This window comes from Caulobacter sp. FV1ye6ST (genome assembly GCF_058681225.1).
The window spans coordinates 3155665-3173832 of record NZ_CM178733.1; the positions used below are offsets into that span (position 1 = coordinate 3155665).

At 68.1% G+C, this 18168-nt stretch carries 12 protein-coding genes; 4 read left to right on the plus strand and 8 right to left on the minus strand.

Going from position 1 to position 18168, the window contains the following annotated elements; genetic code table 11:
- Positions 1 to 52: 52 nt before the first annotated feature.
- Genes ACW175_RS15225 through ACW175_RS15235 form a run of 3 tightly spaced genes read right to left on the minus strand, consistent with a single transcriptional unit; the run spans position 53 to position 4005 of the window.
- Complete coding sequence (locus ACW175_RS15225; protein WP_492100890.1) at positions 53 to 1474, minus strand: amino acid permease; 1422 nt, start codon at positions 1472 to 1474, stop codon at positions 53 to 55.
- A gap of 51 nt (positions 1475 to 1525) precedes the next feature.
- Positions 1526 to 2728: a M24 family metallopeptidase gene (locus tag ACW175_RS15230; RefSeq protein WP_492100891.1), complete on the minus strand. Its 1203-nt coding sequence runs from the start codon at positions 2726 to 2728 to the stop codon at positions 1526 to 1528.
- Positions 2725 to 4005 (minus strand): NAD(P)/FAD-dependent oxidoreductase, encoded by a 1281-nt coding sequence (locus tag ACW175_RS15235; protein WP_492100892.1) that lies wholly within the window; start codon positions 4003 to 4005, stop codon positions 2725 to 2727. The genes ACW175_RS15230 and ACW175_RS15235 overlap by 4 nt, the downstream gene beginning before the upstream one ends.
- 75 nt (positions 4006 to 4080) lie before the next feature.
- Here ACW175_RS15235 and ACW175_RS15240 point away from each other — a divergent pair, with 75 nt between their 5' ends.
- From ACW175_RS15240 to ACW175_RS15250, 3 genes are all read left to right on the plus strand, one after another.
- Complete coding sequence (locus ACW175_RS15240; protein WP_492100893.1) at positions 4081 to 4980, plus strand: dihydrodipicolinate synthase family protein; 900 nt, start codon at positions 4081 to 4083, stop codon at positions 4978 to 4980.
- Positions 4981 to 5011: 31 nt separating this feature from the next.
- A complete protein-coding gene (locus tag ACW175_RS15245; RefSeq protein WP_492100894.1) occupies positions 5012 to 6010 on the plus strand; it encodes a 4-hydroxyproline epimerase in 999 nt (332 codons plus the stop codon).
- A gap of 112 nt (positions 6011 to 6122) precedes the next feature.
- Positions 6123 to 6770, plus strand: a complete 648-nt coding sequence (locus ACW175_RS15250) for a GntR family transcriptional regulator (RefSeq protein WP_099579341.1) — start codon at positions 6123 to 6125, stop codon at positions 6768 to 6770.
- A gap of 104 nt (positions 6771 to 6874) precedes the next feature.
- Here ACW175_RS15250 and ACW175_RS15255 read toward each other — a convergent pair whose 3' ends face one another.
- Entirely contained in the window at positions 6875 to 8098 is a 1224-nt protein-coding gene (locus ACW175_RS15255; RefSeq protein WP_492100895.1) for a hypothetical protein, read from the minus strand.
- 100 nt (positions 8099 to 8198) lie between these two features.
- On the opposite strand from ACW175_RS15255, the gene ACW175_RS15260 reads away from it, so the two are divergent.
- A complete protein-coding gene (locus ACW175_RS15260) occupies positions 8199 to 10481 on the plus strand; it encodes a S9 family peptidase (protein WP_492100896.1) in 2283 nt (760 codons plus the stop codon).
- Between the two features lie 60 nt (positions 10482 to 10541).
- Here the strand turns inward: ACW175_RS15260 and ACW175_RS15265 are convergent, their stop codons facing one another.
- From ACW175_RS15265 to ACW175_RS15280, 4 genes are read right to left on the minus strand one after another with little or no spacing between them, the layout of a single operon-like run.
- Complete coding sequence (locus ACW175_RS15265; RefSeq protein ID WP_492100897.1) at positions 10542 to 12128, minus strand: S10 family peptidase; 1587 nt, start codon at positions 12126 to 12128, stop codon at positions 10542 to 10544.
- 47 nt (positions 12129 to 12175) lie between these two features.
- Complete coding sequence (locus ACW175_RS15270) at positions 12176 to 13957, minus strand: DUF885 domain-containing protein (RefSeq protein WP_492100898.1); 1782 nt, start codon at positions 13955 to 13957, stop codon at positions 12176 to 12178.
- Between the two features lie 46 nt (positions 13958 to 14003).
- Positions 14004 to 15764, minus strand: coding sequence for a DUF885 domain-containing protein (locus tag ACW175_RS15275; RefSeq protein ID WP_492100899.1), 1761 nt, complete (start codon positions 15762 to 15764; stop codon positions 14004 to 14006).
- Positions 15765 to 15789: 25 nt separating this feature from the next.
- On the minus strand, positions 15790 to 18165 hold the full coding sequence (locus ACW175_RS15280; RefSeq protein WP_492100900.1) for a beta-L-arabinofuranosidase domain-containing protein: 2376 nt from the start codon (positions 18163 to 18165) through the stop codon (positions 15790 to 15792).
- Positions 18166 to 18168: the final 3 nt, after the last annotated feature.

Consider the following 18168-nt stretch of genomic DNA (forward strand, 5'->3'; position numbering starts at 1 on the left):
CGTTGAAGAAGACGTCGGCGGCGAGCGTTCGCCGCCGACGTGATCCGGGGCCTCAGGTCGCCGTCGAGGGCGTGTTGAGGAAGCTCTTGCGACGGCCGTAGAGCAGGTAGACGACGATGCCGACCAGGTTCCACACCAGGAACCGGCCCAGCGTCGCCGGCGGGAGGCTGATCATGAAGTAGAGGCAGCCGACCACCGCCAGCGGACCGACGACCCAGACGGCCGGGCAGCGGAACAGGCGCGGCAGGTCGGGCTTGGTCACCCGCAGCACCATCACGCAGACGGCCACGCAGATGAAGGCCAGCAGGGTGCCGGCGTTCGACAGCTCGGCGATCTCGTCCAGCCGGAACAGGCCCGCGACCACCGCCACGAAGGCGCCGACCATCAGGGTCAGCGCCACCGGCGTGCCGCGGCGGGGATGCAGCTTGCTGAGGCCGTGCGGCAGCAGGCCGTCGCGCGACATCACGAAGAACACCCGCGTCTGGCCGAACATCATCACCAGGATGACGCTGGGCAGGGCGATGACCGCCGCCGCCGCGATGGCGACCGCCGCCCAGGGGTGGTTCAGGCTGCGCAGGATGAAGGCCAGCGGCTCGCCGCTGCGGGCGAACTCGCTGTAGGCCCACGCCCCCACCGCGCAGGTGGCGACCAGCATGTAGATCAGGGTGCTGACGATCATCGAACCGACGATGCCGATGGTCAGGTCGCGCTTGGGGTTCTTGACCTCCTCGGCCGAGGTCGAGACGGCGTCGAAACCGAAGAAGGCGAAGAACACGATCGCCGCCGCCGCCATGACGCCGCGCGTATGGCCGTTCACGGTCTCGGACGCGAAGCCGTACGGCATGAACGGCGTGAAGTTCTCGGGCTTCAGCGCGGTGATGGTCAGGAACACGAACACCCCCAGGGCCAGGATCTTGATGGCCACCAGAGCGATATTGACCACCGCGCTCTCCTTGGCGCCGCGGATCAGCAGGGCGGTGACCGCCAGCACGATCAGCACCGCCGGAAGATTGACGATGCCGCCGCCATGCGGTCCGGCCAGCAGGGCCGCCGGCAGGACGATGCCCGCGCTCTTGAGCAGCCCGACCATGTAGCCCGACCAGCCCACGGCCACGGCGCTGCAGGTCACCGAATATTCCAGGATGAGGCTCCAGCCGACGATCCAGGCCAGCCCTTCGCCCAGAACGGCGTAGGCATAGGTGTAGGCGCTGCCGGCCGCCGGGATCATGGTGGCCATCTCGGCATAGGTCAGGGCAGCGAACACGCAGAGCACGCCGCAGGCCGCGAAGGCCAGGATCACGGCGGGACCGGCGCGCTCGGCGCCGATGCCGGTCAGGGTGTAGATGCCCGTGCCGATGATCGCGCCGATGCCCAGGGCGATCAGGTGCGGCCAACTGAGCGTCGGCTTGAGGCGGCGGCTTTCCTCGACCCGGAGCACCGCGTCCAGCGCCTTGCGGCGCGTCCAGAAGGTCATCAGTCCAGTCCCCTGTTGTTGGCGCGCCCGGCCCCCTCGCCGGTCCGCGCTTTACGAAAACGGCCTGTCGATCGAGGCCGAAGGCTTGGTGAACCAGGCCGCGCCGTCGGGCGTGACATGGAAATGGTCTTCGAGCCGGACGCCGAACTGGTCGGGCAGCACGATCATCGGCTCGTTGGAAAAGCACATGCCGACCGCCAGCGGGGTCGTGTCGCCGCGCACCAGGTACGGGCCTTCGTGGATCGACAGGCCGATGCCGTGACCGGTGCGATGCGGCAGGCCCGGCAGGGCGTAGTCGGGCCCGAGGCCGTGGCGTTGCAGCACCTCGCGCGCCACCTGGTCGATGACTTCGCAAGGCACGCCCGGCTTGACCGCCGCGAAGGCGGCCGCCTGGGCCTCGTGTTCGATATCCCAGATCCGGCGATGCTCGGCGCTGGGCGCGCCGAAGACATAGGTGCGGGTGATGTCGGAGTGGTAGCCGTCGATCTGGCAGCCCGTGTCGATCAAGACGAGGTCGCCCTCAGCCAGGCTCTGCTCGCCCGGCACGCCGTGCGGATAGGCGCTGGCGACGCCGAACTGCACCGCGCAGAAGGTCGAGCCGTTGTCGGCCCCGCAGGCGCGATGCGCCGCGTCGATGAAGCGCCTCACCTCACCGGTGGTGATCCCTGGCCGCAGGATCGCGGCGGCGCGACGATGAACCTCCAGGGTCAGGCTCTTGGCGTATTGCAGCAAAGCCAGCTCGGCCGGCGACTTGATCCCGCGGCAGCCGTCGACGACCGGCGCGGCGTTGAGCACGGTGAGATCGGGCGCGGCCTTGCGGACATCGTCGAAGGCCTGGAACGACAGGGCCGGGTCGAAGGCCAGAGTGGTGACGCCCAGCGCCTTCAGCGTCTCGGCGACCAGCGCGCCGGGCGGCTCGTCCTCCTGCCAGAGGCGGATCTCGGCCTCGAGACCCAGGCTGGCCCGCAGCGAACCCAGCTCGAAGGCCGGGCAGATCATGATCGGCTCGCCCGCGACGGGCAGCAGCATGGCGACCAGCCGCTCGGTCGCGCCCCAGGCCACGCCGGCGAAGTAGCGCAGGCTGGCGCCGGCTCCGATCAGCAGCGCCTGGGCGCCGAGGGCGCGCGTCAGGTCTCGCGCCCTGGCCAGGCGGGCTCGGCGCTCGGCGGCGTCGACCGGCGCGGGCCGGCCGGGCGGCGGCGAAAGGCCCGCCAGTTCCTGTTCCGCGGAGGATCCGCCAATGTCGGGCGTCATGCCGCGTTCTCCTTGGCGCGCCGCGGGGCGCCGGGCGCGAAACGGTCCAGGTCGAAGGGCGCCAGGTCAACCGCCGCCCCGCCGCCGCCCGCGAGCGCGGTGACGATCTCGCCGGTCGTCGCCGCCAGGGTCAGGCCCAGATGCTGGTGGCCGAAAGCGTAGATCAGGTTGGACGCGCGGCGGCTGACGCCGATGGCCGGCAGATAGTCGGGCAAGGTCGGGCGCCCGCCCATCCACTGGCTGCGCGGCGCCGCCATCGGCAGGCCCAGCTCGTCGACATGCCGATGCAGCCGCGCCCACTTGCGCGGATCGGCGGGCGAATCCTGGCGGGCGAACTCGACGAAGCTGGCCGCCCGCAGCCGGTCGCCGAACCGGGTGACGATCATCGACCGATCCTCGAACACCACCGGCGGCAGGTCGCCCCACGCGCCCCCATCTCTTTCAAGAATGTCGCCTTCGATATGATAGCCGCGCTCGGCGACGATGGGCGCGACGTGGCCCAGCCCTCGCATCAGCGCGCCGCTGCCGACGCCGGCGGCCAGGACCAACTGATCGGGCCGCGGCGCCTCACCGTCGTCCAGCGCGACGACCGCGCGGCCGCCCTCGAGCCTGAGCGCCGTGACCCGCGCCGACCGTATCGTCCCGCCCAGCGCCGTGAAGGCGTCGCGCAGAGTCCGCAAGGCCAGGCCCGGATCGCTGATCTGGCCGCTGTTCTCGAAACGCAGGCCGCCCGCCGGGGCGATGGCCAGGCGGCTGGCGACCTCCAGCAGCTCGACGCCTTGCAGGTCGCGCGTGCGCGCCTGGCCGATGTCGGTCGCGCCCCAGGTGGCCCTGCCCTTCTCGGCGCTGGCCAAGCTTTCCCAAACGACGATGTGGCCGCGCTCGCGCAGCAGGTCCGGCCGTCCGGCCGCCTCGGCGAGCCTTCGCCAGGCCGGAACGGCGTCTTCCAGCAGCGCGCCCAGCGCCGCCTTCCCATGGTCGAAAGCGTCCGGCGCGCAGGCCTGGACATAGCGTGCCGCCCAGCCGCTCCATGAGAGAATGTCCGCGAATCTGAAATCCAACGCCCCGCCGCGCGGGAACCACCGCGCCGGGGCCGATTTCAGCGCCTTCATGGAGGCGATCGGCTCGACCTGTTCGATGGCGATATGACCGGCATTGCCCCACGACGCCGACGGACCGGCGCTCTCGTCGATGAGCAGCACTTGCGCGCCCGCCCGTCGCAGATCCAGCGCGCAGGCCAGCCCGACGACGCCTGCGCCGACAACGACGATACTCATTGAACCGCCACCAGGCCTTTACCTCCAGATCTCATATCGTATATGGTAGACGAACATCACAGAGGTGCAAGCAGTATGAATTCGATCTCCTGGCGCGGCGTCTATCCAGCGGCGACCACTCAATTCAATGCGGATTCGTCCATCGACTTCGAGGCGAGTCAGGGCGTCCTCGACGCGCTGATCAAGGACGGCGTCCACGGGCTCATCGTGCTCGGCACCTGCGGCGAAAACAACTCGCTTGACGCCGATGAGAAGCGCGCCGCGCTGAAATCCGCCGTGGAAGTGGTCGCGGGGCGCGTTCCGGTGGTGGTCGGTGTCTCGGAAATGACCACCGACCGCGCCGCCAAGTTCGCCAAGGACGCCGAAGCCATCGGCGCCGACGCCCTGATGGTGCTGCCGGCCATGGTCTATGTGCCGACCGAACTGGAGCTGGAGAATCACTTCCGCACCGTCGCGGCGGCGACCAGCCTGCCGATCATGCTCTACAACAACCCGCCGGCCTATCGCGTGTCGATCACCACCAGCGTGCTGCAGCGCCTGGCCGACGTGCCCAACATCGTGGCGGTCAAGGAAAGCGCGCCCGACACCCGCCGCTTCACCGACCTGCTCAACGTGTTCGGCGATCGCTACATCCTGATGGCCGGCCTGGATGACGTCGCGCTGGAAGGCCTGCTGCTGGGCGCCCACGGCTGGGTCTCGGGCCTGACCAGCGCCTTCCCACAGGAATCGGTGGCCCTGGTGGCCGCCATCGACCGCGGTGACCTGGCCGAAGCCCTGAAGATCTACCGCTGGTTCATGCCGCTGCTGCACCTCGACGCCGAACATGATCTCGTCCAGTCTATCAAACTGGCCGAGCAGATCATGGGCCGGGGCTCCGAGCGCGTCCGCGCGCCGCGCCTGCCACTGGCTGGCGCCCGTCGCGCCGAGGTGACGGCCATGGTCGAGAAGGCCGCGGCGACCCGTCCCGTCGGTTAGGCCCCCGATCACCCAGGACTATCGATCAGCCATGCGTCACATCTTCTTCTGTATTGACGGCCACACCGCCGGCAATCCCGTACGGCTGATCGTCGGCGGCGCGCCTCTGCTGCGGGGCGCGTCCATGAGCGAGCGTCGCCAGGACTTCCTGGAGCGCTTCGACTGGATCCGCACGGGCCTGATGTTCGAGCCGCGCGGCCACGACATGATGTCCGGCGGCTTCCTCTATCCGCCGACCCGCGACGACACCGAGGCCGGCATCCTGTTCGTCGAGACCAGCGGCTGCCTGCCGATGTGCGGCCACGGCACGATCGGCATGGTCACCTTCGCCCTGGAGAACGGGCTGATCACCCCCCGCGTCCCGGGCCGCCTGAAGCTGGAAGTGCCCGCCGGGGTCATCGACATCGAATACAGGACGGAAGGCGACAAGGTCACGGCGGTGAAGATCGTCAACGTGCCGGGCTATCTGGCGGTGACCGACGTCGAGATCGACGTGCCGGGCCTTGGCCCGCTGAAGCTGGACGTCGCCTATGGCGGCAACTTCTACGCCATCGTCGAGCCGCAGGGGGCCTACAAGGGCCTGGAGGCCTTCAGCGCCCAGGACATCCTGCACTACAGCCCCATCGTCCGCGAACGCGTCCGCGAGAAGACCACGCCGGTCCACCCGCTGGACCCGACCATTCGCGGGGTCAGCCACGTGCTGTGGGCCGATCGTCCCAGCAGCGAAGGCGCGGATGGGCGCAACGCGGTGTTCTATGGCGACAAGGCCATCGACCGCAGCCCCTGCGGCACCGGCACCTCGGCCCGCCTGGCCCATCTTCACGCCAAGCACAGGCTCAAGGTCGGCGAGACCTTCGTGCACGAAAGCTTCATTCGCAGCCGCTTCATCGGCAAGGTCGAGGCGGAAACCACGATCGGGAACCAGCCCGCGATCATTCCGTCCGTCGAGGGCTCGGCGATCTCGACGGGCTTCAATACGATCTGGATCGATCAGGCCGACCAGTTCTGGCGAGGTTTTCAAGTCGTTTAGGGCGCGGACGACGATTTCTTATTTGCACTGGCCGGTTACAGGGACCTATGACCGTTAAGGGCGCGCGTCGCGTCGCCAAGCCTTTGTGCTTCTTCAGAGATACGCCCACCCGATGACCATCGTCGTCCGCACCCTCTCCGACCAGACCTACGAGCTGGTCCGCAAGCGCATCCTGATGGGCCAGATGGGTCCGGGGACGCCGGTGCGACAGGACACGATCGCCGAGGAGCTGGGGGTCAGCAAGATCCCGCTGCGCGAGGCCCTGAGCCGGCTGGAGCAGGACGGGTTGCTCAGCTCCTATCCGAACCGCGGCTATGTGGTGCGGCCGCTCTCGGCGGACGAGGCCAACGAGGTGTTCGAGCTGCGCCTTAAGCTGGAGCCCAGCGCCACGGCCGCCGGATCCAAGAAGGCCACGCCCGAGGACCAGCAGAAGGTCAAGACCGCCCTGGCCGCGCTCGAAACGGCGCAGCAGACCGGCGCGCCGGGCGATCACGTGTCGATGAACCGCGCCTTCCACATGGCGATGATCCGTCCCTCCGGCGGCCTGGTCACCTACCAGCTGCTGGAGCGTCTCCAGGTTCTGGCCGAGCGCTATGTGCGCGTCCACCTGGAGCCCTATGGCCGCGAGGCCCGCGCCGCCGAGGAGCATCGCGAGCTGCTGGACGTCTGGCTGCGGGGCGACGCGGCCAAGGTCGAGTCCCTGACCGCCGCCCACATTCGCGGCACGATGAAGGACCTGCAACAGCAGCTGTCGGCCTAGAGCATTTTTCGATCCAGTTGGATCGATGAAATGCTCTAGCCTATTGTTTTGACGCATTTTCTGCCGACGAACCGGTACCCACTTCGTCGGAAAATGCTCTAGCGCTACCGCCGCCGCGCCGTGATGATGGTGTCGATCTCGTCGGTGCGGGGGTTGATGAACTCCAGCTGGACGCGGCCGTCGGCCAGGGTCTTGACCGTGGCCGGGACCGAGCTGTTGGTCAGCACCCAGCCCGCGGGCAGCGCCACGGTGTTCAGCGGCCGGCCAAACGACCGCCGCCAGACCAGTTCGTCGCCGACCAGCTTGTAGCGTTCGGCGTCGGTATAGGTCTCGCTGAAGCGCAGACGGGCGCTCTGGCCTGGCTTCACCGGATCGAAGTGGAAGACGATGGCCTCGGTCTCGGGCGTGACGCCCTTCTGGTCGGGGGCGGCCTTCAGGATGTCGGCGCCCTTCAGCATCTCCCATTTCAGGGCCGCGCCGGTGTCGAGGTCGCGCGCCGACGGCTTGGAGGCGGCGCTACCGGCCCGGACGATGTTGACGTAGACCCCCACGCCCGGCCGGGTCTCGGTGTAGTCGTGATAGAGATCGAAGCTGTGGGTTTCCGGCGGCTGCAGGAAGTACATGATCTCGCGGTTCTGATAGGCGCGCTCGTCCAGCGCCATGGCCAGGGACGAAACGGCCGGCTTCAGGTTCGGCGAGGGCCGCGCCTTGATGACCAGCGGCGCCTGGGCCGGGGTGTTGTTCCAGAAGGCGATCTTGATGCGGCCGTCGGCCTCCTGCAGCACCTGGGCCGGATAGTTGCAGGACACCAGCTCGTAGCCAGCCGGCAGGACCACCGCGTTGCGCTTCACGCCCAGCGGCCGGTCGAAGACGATCAGCTCGCCCTCCTGATAGTAGCTCTTGGCGTCCTCGTAGGTCTTGTCGATCAGCACCCGGCCCTCGCCGCCGTCGGCCGGCACCGGATGGGCCAGCTCGACGCGGATATAGCTGCCGTCGGGGCTCGCGCCGCGCACGCCGCCGGCCTTGGCGACGTCGCCCGGCACGACCTCGAACTTCAGCGGCTTGCCGGTGGCGCGGTCGTTGACGCGCTCGTCCGTGGCGACGCTGCCCTGCCGGATGGGGTTGTAGTAGGCGCTCGCCCCGGCGGTGCTGGCGGTGATCTCGTAGACGATCCGGAACTTGTGGCTGCCCGGGCCGAGCAGCTCGTAGCGGGAGTAGCCGTCGGACTCGGTCTGCGGCCGCGGCGGGGTGGGCGCCTGGGCATGGAGCGGAGCCACCATCAGGAGCGCTAACGCCGTCCCGGCCAGCGCCTTGCGAAATACCGACATGCTTCCCTCCCCTTTGGGCTTCACCTCGCCAAGCCTCACCGTATACATAATACGATAAGCTCGACTAGCGCCTTGGGGACTGTACATGCGGACTGGCGGATTGATCCTATTGACGTTGGCCCTGCAGGCGACGCCGGCCCTGGCCCAGGTGTCGGCCGAGGATCTCGCGCGCTCGCTGCATCTGCGCGAGACGCAGATGTACCTGACGCGCGACGTCGCCGATCCTGCCGCCTGGTCGGGCGACGGCAAGCTCTTCTACCGCAAGACCGTCGAGGGCGGCTTCGCCTTCGTCACCTACGACGTCAAGACCGGCGCCAAGACGCCCAGCTTCGACCAGGCCCGCATCGCCGCCGCCCTGGGCAAGGCCGCCAACACGACCTTCGACCCGCCGCGGCTGCCGTTCGAGAGCTTCACCTTCGCCGACAACGGCGCGGCGATCCGCTTTTCGTTCAATGAGACCAGCTGGCGCTGCGCGCTGACCGACTTCGCCTGCGCCGAGGCTCCTCGCCCGGGCCGACCCAGCGGCTTCGGGGTGGTGCGCGACCTCTCCGTCCCCGCCGACAACCATCCGCGCCGCTCGCCCGACGGCCGGTGGGAGGCGCATGTCGAGAACTTCAACATCGCCGTCCGCCCGGTCGGCGGCGCCTGGCAGCGGATCAGCACCGACGGCTCGGACGCCAATTTCTACGACCCGGAATCGATCGTCTGGTCGCCGGACTCCGCCAAGCTGGCCGCCTACCGCGTGCATCCCGGCTTCCGCCGCATCGTCACCCGCGTCGAGGCCCGCCCCGCCGACCAGGTGCAGCCCAAGCTGCAAACCCAGCTCTATCCCAAGCCCGGCGACGCGGTGGACATCGAGCAGCCCGTCGTCTTCCTGCCGGCTGAGGGTAAACAACTGCCGACGCCGGACAACCTGTTCGCCAATCCTTACGACCTCTCCAAGCTGGAGTGGCGCAAGGACAGCGCCACGGTGTCCTTCGTCTACGAGCAGCGCGGCCACCAACTGGCCCGCGTGATCGAGATCGACGCCAAGACCGGCCAGCCGCGCGCCGTGGTCACCGAGACCGCCAAGACCTTCATCAACGAGGGCCGCCGCTTCCGGCAGGACATCGACAACGGCCGAGAGGTCCTGTGGATGTCCGAGCGCGACGGCTGGAACCATCTCTACCTGTTCGACGGCAAGACCGGCGCGGTGAAGACCCAGATCACCAAGGGCCCGTGGGTGGTGCGCCAGGTGCTGAAGGTCGACGAGGCGAGGCGCCAGATCTACTTCGCCGCCAGCGGCATGATCGCCGGCCAGGATCCCTACTTTCAGCACGTCTACCGCATCGGCTTCGACGGCAAGGGGCTGACGGCCCTGACCACCGCCAACGCCTATCACGACGTGGCCCTGTCGCCAGACGCCAGCCTCTATGTCGACACCTATTCGCGCGTCGACCTGCCGCCGGTCTCGGAGCTGCGGCGCACTAGCGACCTAGGCCTGGTCGCCACTCTGGAAAGGCCCGACATCAGCCAACTGGTCGCCGCCGGCTTCAAGCCGCCCGAGCCGTTCGTCGCCAAGGGCCGCGACGGCAAGACCGACATCCATGGCCTGATCGTCCGCCCACGGAATTTCGATCCCGCCAAGCATTATCCGGTGATCGAGAACATCTATGCCGGCCCGCATTCCAGTTTCGTGCCCAAGACCTGGTGGCCGTTCGGCTATCACGCGGGCGGCGACAAGGTGGTGGGCATGCAGTCGCTGGCCGACCTTGGCTTCATCGTCGTGCAGATCGACGGCATGGGCACGCTGAACCGCTCGAAGGCCTTCCACGACGTGGCCTGGAAAAACCTGGCCGACTCCGGCTTCCCCGACCGCATCCTCTGGCACAAGGCCGTGGCGGCCAAGTATCCCTGGTATGACGTAAGCCGGGTCGGCATCTACGGCGGCTCTGCCGGCGGCCAGTCGACGGCCCTGGCCCTGCTTTACCATCCGGAGTTCTACAAGGTCGGGGTGGCCTTCGCCGGCTGCTACGACAACCGCATGGACAAGATCAGCTGGAACGAGCAGTGGCTGGGCTGGCCCGTCGACCAGAGCTATTCGGACGCCTCGGCGATCGACAACGCCTGGCGCCTGCAAGGCAAGCTGCTGATGATCGTCGGCGAGCAGGACAAGAACGTCGACCCCGCCTCGACCCTGCAGTTCGCCGACGCCCTGATCAAGGCGGACAAGGAATTCGACCTGCTGGTGGTCCCGGGCGAAGGCCACTCCGTCGGCAGATCCACCGGCCCGATCGACTATGGCCAGCGCAAGGAGTTCGAGTTCTTCCTGCGCCACCTGGCCGGCCAGGAGCCGCCGAACTGGAACGCCCGCGCGATGGCCACCCCGGCGGCGGCGCGCTGAAACGAAAAACGCTCCCGATCCGCGTGATCGGGAGCATCTTCAGTCAGCCGAGTGGCCCGTTTAGTTGCCCTGCGTCGCGCTGTCGTAGAAGCCGTCCAGGTCCTTCTTGAACTGCGTGGTGACCGCCGGGTTGATGTAAACCATGTGCCCGGACTCGTAGTACTTGTAGGTCAGGTTCTTCCGCAGGGTCGGGTCGATCTGCATGTGCTTGAGATCGTACTCCGCCCCGAAGAACGGCGTGGCCATGTCGTAATAGCCGTTCAGCGACAGCACCTTCAACTTCGGGTTCTGGCGCATGGCCATAGACAGGTCGAGCGCGGTGTCGGCCAGGGCCATCTGGCCGCCGCCTCCACGAGCCCCCGGCGCCTTGTGCTTCTGGTCCCACTTCCCGCCGCCGATCTGGGCGTAGTAGTTCGGGCGGTAGCTGAGCTTGGTCTTGTAGCCCAGCGTGCCGAACAGGTACTTGTTCAGCGCGCCGATATAGGCCCCGCTGATCGCGGTGTCGGTGGCGTCGAACTCGGGGCTGTCGCCGCCGGCGTCGACGTCGATGCCCTTGAAGCGCGAGTCCAGGCGGCCGACCGTGCGGGCCTGGTCACGCAGCAGCTCCTTGCGGAACCGCGAGAGCTCGACGCGCAGGTCGACGCTGAGCAGGAACTTCTCCGACAGGCCGGTATAGGCGCTCATCTGCTTGGCGATGGCGGCGCGTTCGGCGTCGCCGAGGTCCGAGCCCTTGGCCATGGCGGTGGCGTAGGGTCCACGGGCCCACTCGCGCACCTCGGTCAGGAACGGCTCCAGCGTCGCCGGGCGGTTCTGCAGGCGGTTGTGATACCAGGCCGTGGCCGCGTAGCTGGGCAGGTAGGTGACGAAGATCTGGTCGAAGCCGGGCTGGCGGACGCCATAGTTCAGGATCGACGACAGCAGGACGACGCCGTTGACCTGCACCCCGCGCTCCTGCAGGGCGTGAACAAGGCCGGCCGAACGCAGGGTGCCGTAGCTTTCGCCGAACAGGAACTTGGGACTGTCCCAGCGGTCGTTGATGGTCAGGTAGCGCATGACGCCGCGCGCGAAGGCGTCGATGTCCTGGTCGACGCCGTAGAACTCCGGTCCCTTCGACTTGCCGATCGGCCGCGACAGGCCGGTGCCGATGGCGTCGATGAAGACGATGTCGGTCTTGTCCAGCATCGTCTCGTGGTTCTCGGTGATCCTGTAGGGCGCGGGCGCGGCGACGTCGACCAGCGGTGTCTCCACGTGAACCGGGCCGATCGAGCCCATGTGCAGCCACATGCTCGAGGAGCCCGGGCCGCCATTGTAGGTGAAGGTCACCGGACGCGGCGCCGAGCCCTTGGGCCGGTCGGCGACGTAGGCGACGTAGAACATCGAGGCCACCGCCTCGCCGTCGTCGTTGCGGATGACGAGGGTTCCGGGGGTCACGGTGTAACCGATGACCTTGCCGGCGACGGTGACCGAGCCGCGCTTGGGCTGGGCGTCTTCCTCGGCGGTGGCCTGGGCCAGGTCGACGGCTTCGCCCTTGACCTTGTCGGGGGCCTTGGCCGGGGCCTCGGCGGCCGGCGGCTTCTCTTGAGCCAGGACGGGCTGAGCCGCGAGGGCGGCCAGGCCCAGGGCGGCTATGAGGGGATACGCACGCATGGAAATCTCCGGATGGAAGTCTTGTTTTCTGGGTCCGCGGGAAGGTCTTAGGGGGCCGGCGTCGTCGGGCTCGCGCCGCCGTCGGCGATGTACTTGTCGATCCGCGCCTCCAGCACCGGCAGCGGCACCGAGCCGAGCGCGAGGATGACGTCGTGGAACTTGCGCTGGTCGAACTTGGGGCCGAGCTTGGCCTCGGCCTCGGCGCGCTTCTTGCGGATGCTCAGCTCGCCCAGCTTGTAGGCCAGGGCCTGGCCCGGCCAGCTGATGTAGCGGTCGACCTCGGTCTCGATGTCGTGCTGGGCCAGGGCGGTATGGCTGGCCAGGTAGTCGATGGCCTGCTGGCGGGTCCAGCCGTCGTGGTGGATGCCCGTGTCGATGACCAGCCGCGCGGCGCGCCACATCTCGAACGACAGCCGGCCGAAGTCCTCATAGGGCGTCCGGTAGATGCCCATCTTGGTCCCCAGCCACTCCATGTAGAGGGCCCAGCCCTCGCCATAGCCCGAGAAGTAGGTCTGCTTGCGGAAAGCCGGCCGGCCGGTCTGCTCCAGGGCCACGGCGGCCTGGAAGCTGTGGCCCGGATTGCACTCGTGCAGGGTCAGGGCCGGGATCTGGTACAGCGGCCGCGACGGCAGGTCGTAGGTGTTCATCTGGCAGGACTCGAGCCCGCCCCGGCCGGACGTGTAGTAGGGCGCGATGGCGGCCGGCACCGGCACGATGGTGAAGCGGTAGCGCGGCAGAAGGCCGATGGTGTCCTTCAGCTTGCCGTCCACGCGCTTGGCCACATAGGCCGACACGCCCAGCAGTTCGTCGGGGGTCTTGGCGTAGAATTGCGGGTCGGTGCGCAGGAACTTCAGGAAGGCGGGCATGTCGCCCTTGAAGCCGCTCTGGTCCTTGACCTTCTCCATCTCGGCCGAGATCCGCGCCACCTCCGACAGGCCGATCTGGTGGATCTGTTCGGCGGTGAGGTCGGTGGTCGTGAACTCCTTGATCTGCGCCTGGTAGTAGGCCTTGCCGTCCGGCAGGGCCTCGGCGGCGATCGTCTTGCGCGCCTTGGGCAGGTACTCGTTGCGATAATAGGCCAGCAGCTTCTGGTAGGCCGGCGCAACCGACTGGGCGATCACCTGCCTCGCCTCGGCCCGCAAGGCTTCCTGCTGATCGGCCGGGATGGACGACGGCATGGTGGCGAACGCCTCGTAGAAGCCGTTCTTGGCCGGATCGACGTCGGTGAAGGCGGCGATGGTGGCGTCGCGGCCGTTCAGGGCCTCGCGCGGGACGGTAAAGCCGCGCGCCACGCCGGCCTTCATGTTAGCGATCTGCTCGTCGAAATAGCGCGGGATGTCGCGCATGCGGCCGATGTAGCGGCGATAGGCTTCGGCGCTGGAATAGCCGCTACGGGCGGATAGGCCCGACCAGAACTGGCTGTCGGCGTTGAACGGCGCTTCCCAGGTCCGGTACTTGCCCTGGGCGACGAAGGCTTCGAGGCTGGTGCGGAACACCGCCGCGTTGATCCGCTCCTCGGGCGACAGCTGGTCGACGGGGATCTTGTTCAGCTCGGACAGGGTCTTGGTCCAGTAGGCCAGGCGGGCCTCCTGGGTGGCCGCGTCGACATGCTGCAGGGTTCCGGCGCCGCCGCTGAACGGCGCATCGCTGGCCAGACGCCCGAACTCCTTCTGCCGCCAGGCCCACTCGGTGTCATAGAGCGCTTTCAGGCGACTGTCGGCTTCGGTGGCGTTGGCGGCGGCCGGCGCGGCGGTCTGGGCCAGTGAGACCGCCGGCGCGCCCGCCATCAGGGCCAGGGCGGAAACGAGCATCAGGGAGCGAACGAACAAGGGAAGTCTCCATCCAGGACGGGCGGGAAGTGGTCAGGGCTTAGGGTCAGGAAACGATCGCGGGGTTGGGGTTCTTGCCGCCGCCGGCGATCCAGTCGTCGATGGCCTTTTCCAGGGTCGGCAGCGGTACGGAGCCCAGGCCCAGGATCGTGTCATGGAACCAGCGCTGGTCGAAGTTGGCGCCAAGCTTGGCCTCCGCCTCGGCCCGCTTGCGGCGGATCAGCATCTCGCCCAGCTTGTAGGCCAGGGCCTGGCCCGGATCGTTGATGTAGCGATCGACCTCGATCGTCACCTCGTGGTCGGACAGGGCGGTGTGGCTGGAGAGGTAGTCCAGCGCCTGCTGGCGCGACCAGCCCATGTGATGCAGGCCGGTGTCGACCACCAGGCGGGCGGCGCGCCACATCTCGTAGGTCTCGCGGCCGAACTCGTCATAGGGCGTCTCGTAGACGCCCATCTTGGTCCCGAGCCACTCCATGTAGAGCGCCCAGCCCTCGCCATAGCCCGAGAAGTAGGTCCGCTTGCGGATCGCCGGACGGTTGGGCCCTTCCAGCGCCAGCGCCGCCTGGAAGCTGTGGCCCGGCACGCACTCGTGCAGGGTCAGCGGCGGGATGGTGTAGAGCGGCCGGGCCGGCAGGTTGTAGGTGTTCATCAGACAGCTCTCGAGGCCGCCATTGCCGCCCGTCCCGAACGGCGCGATCGCCGCCGGGGTCGGCACGATGGTGAAACGATAGCGCGGCAGCAAGCCGATGGTGAACTTCAGCTGGCCATTGACCTTGTTGGCCACATAGGCCGACTTGGCGATCAGCTCGTAGGGCGTCTTGGCGTAGAATTGCGGGTCGGTCTTCAGGTACTTCAGGAAGCCCTGGAAGTCGCCGGTCCAGCCGGCCTGCTTCATCGTCGCCCGCATGTCGGCGTCGATGCGCGCCACCTCCTTCAGGCCGATCTGGTGGATCTGGTCGGCGGTCAGGTCGGTGGTCGTGTATTCGCGGATCTTGGCCTGGTAGAAGGCCTTGCCGTCGGGCAGGTTCTCGGCGGCGGTATCGGTCCGAGCGTGCGGGATATAGTCGTCGCGCACATAGGCCAGCAGCTTGCCAAAGGCCGGCGCGGCGCTGCCGGTGACGGCCGCCCGGCCCTCTTCCATCAGCTTGTCGCGCTCGCCGGCGGGAATGGACGACGGCATGTTGGCGAACGGGCCGAAGAACGGATTGGCCGCCGGGTCGCCCGAGGCCAGCGGCGCGATCGTGGTGTGACGGCCCTCGATCGAGGCCCTGGCCTTGGTGAAGCCGCGCGCCTGGCCCGCCTTCATGTTGGCGATCTGCTCGTCGACATAGCGCGGCATGTCGCGCAGCCGGCCCAGATAGGCGCGGTATTCGGCGACGGTCCCGAAGCCCGTGCGCGGGGCCATCCAGGTCCAGAAGCCGAACGGGTCCTCGTATTCCTCGAACTTGATCTGGCTGACGAAGGCTTCCAGCGCGGTGCGGAACACCGCGGCGTTGACCTTCTCCTCGGGCGACAGCTGCTCGATGGGGATCTTGTCCAGCCGCGCGAGGGCGTTGGTCCAGTAGACCAGCCGCCGCTGCTGGCTGGCGGCGTCGACGCGCGGCAGGCGGTCGCCGGCCCCGCCGCCCTCGTCGTCGGCGTCGCGGCCGAACTCCTGGGCGCGCCAGGTCCACTCGGCGTCATAGAGCGCCTTCAGGCGCGCGTCGGCGCTCGTGGCGGTAGCCGCCGGCTTCGCGGCTTGCGCGTGCGCCAGCATCGGCTGGGCCGCTAGCGCCAGCGCGATCACCACTCCGGAAACTCGTTTCATAACGCCCCTCCTCCCCATGCCCTGGTCAGGTTGTTCTCGAAGACCCCGACGGCGCATAGACCCGCACGCCGAAGACCGGACCACAGCGGGTGGTGTTGTCGGCGGGCTGGAATCGTACGCTCACGCTTCCTTTGCCCCGGGTCAATTCTTGCGGGATCGGATAGTCCACATCGAAGAAATCGCCCGGATGCTGACCGGTCAGCGCCTGGGTGACGATCCGCACGCCGTCGATCAGGATGTCGAAGCGCTTGTTCCGCTCCTCCCCCCAGTAGGTCGCTTGCAGGATGAGCGGCCCCGGCTTCACCGCGGCCTTGTACTCGAAGAAGCCGAAGGTGCGCGCGTCGCGCCCATGCCGGCCGCGATAGGTGACGGCGTAGCTGTTCTTGGCGGTCAGGCCGTGATCACGCTCGGCCTGCATCTCGCCTAGGTGCATGACGTCGACCGAGCGCCGCGCCAGGTCCTGCAAGCGCGCCTGTTCGACGGCATAGGCGACCTGCTGTTTCGTCCAGCCGGCCTCGTCGAAGGTCGCGAAATAGACGGCGGTGCGGCGGTCGCGCTGCTGGTAGAATGGCGCGAACGACAGGTCGGCCGGCTTGCCGATCCCCTGGGTGCGGTACTTACCAAGGGCGGGTTCGACGGGAACGAAGCCCGTCAGCGGATCTCGGGCGACCAAGGCCGGGGCCGGCCCTTCATAGGACTGGCTGGAGGCTCCCAGATCGGCGGCCAGGACCACCGGTCCTTTCAGCACGGCCAGCACAGAGGAGTCGTCAACCGTCGCTTCGGTCCGCAGCGTCATGGGTAGGTCCAGCGTGACCCGATCGCCCTTGCGCCAGGTGCGGCGCAGGATCGTGTAGTCGCCGGCGGGTCCCGCGGACATCGCCTCGCCGTTGACGCTGACCCGCGCGCCCTGACACCAGCCGGGGATGCGCAGGGCCAGGCCGAAATCGCCTTTCCCATCCATCGGGCTGTCCAGGTCCTCGACCACGATCTCGACCCGCTCGCCGAAAGGATAGGCCGTCTCCATCCGGAACCTCGCCCCCTTCTCGGCCCAGCGGGCGGTCGAGGGGATGTAGAGATTGACCAGCAGGGTGTCGCCGCCGCGCCACCAGATGGAGTCGCCGTGCTTGGCGTGGCTCTCCATGCCCGAGCCGACGCAGCACCAGAAGTCGTCGAACGGCCGCGAGAACCTGCGCGCCGAGCCCGACATCAGCGGGACCATGTAGGCGAACATGCCGGTCGACGGGTCCTGGTGGGCCAGGATGTGGTTGATGTGGGCGCGCTCGTAATAGTCGAACATCGTCGCCCGGGGCTGCCAGCCGTAGAGATGCCGGGTCAGCTTCAGCATGTTGTAGGTGTTGCAGCTCTCGCAGGTCTGCTCGGTGATGTGGCGCGAGATGGTGCGGGGGGCGGTGAAGTACTCGCGATCCGCATTGCCGCCGATCACGTAGCTGTAGTCGCGGGTCACCGTCTCCCAGAAGAAGTGCGCCGCCACGGCCTGGTCGGCCTTGCCGGTCAGCTCGTGCAGCCGCGCCAGGCCGATGACCTTGGGGATCTGGGTGTTGGCGTGGATCCACGGCAGGGAGTCGCGGCGCTGGCTGAGCGGGTCCAGAACCTTGGCGTGGCGCAGGCGCTCGGCCAGGGCCAGCCAGCGCGGATCGCGGGTGCGGGCGTAGAGTTCGGCGAAGCTCTCGTTGATGCCGCCGTGCTCGCAGTCGAGCACCGTCTGCACTTGGGCGTCGGAAAGCTTGGCGAAGACGGCGTCGATATAGCCGCCCAGGGCCACCGCGACCTTCAGGGCCTGCTGATTGTCGCAATAGGCTTGCGCGTCCAACAGGCCGGCGAACAGCTTGTGCCAGTTATAGAACGGCACCCAGCAGCCGTTGAGATCAAAGCCCATCGAGCGGATGTCGCCGGCGATCAGCTCGGGGAAGATCGCCTTGCCGTCCTCGACGATGTCGCCGCGCTTGCGGGTGAAGCCGGCCACATAGCCATCGCCGTGCGCGGCCTGAACCACCGCCAGCTCGCCGACGATATAGTCGACCCGCCGCTTGCACTCGGCGTCGCCGGTCTGGGCGTACATCATCGACAGGGCCGTCAGATAGTGGCCCAGGGTATGGCCGGCGATCGTGTCGCTCTCCCACCCGCCATAGACCGCGCCCTTGGGCGGCAGGCCGGCGCTGGTGCGGAAGTTGTGCAGCAGCCGGTCGGGCTCAAGGGCGTGGAGGTAGCGGCGATTGGCCTCCACCGCCTCCAGCCAGGGCGAGTCCAGCAGCCGGACGTCCGACAGCGGCAAGGGGCTGGCTGGGCCCAGCGGCGCCAGCGGCGCGGCGCTCAGCAGCGACGGCGCCGAGGCGGCCACCCCGGCCAGGGCCAGCAACAGGCGTCGATCGATCAACTCCACGAC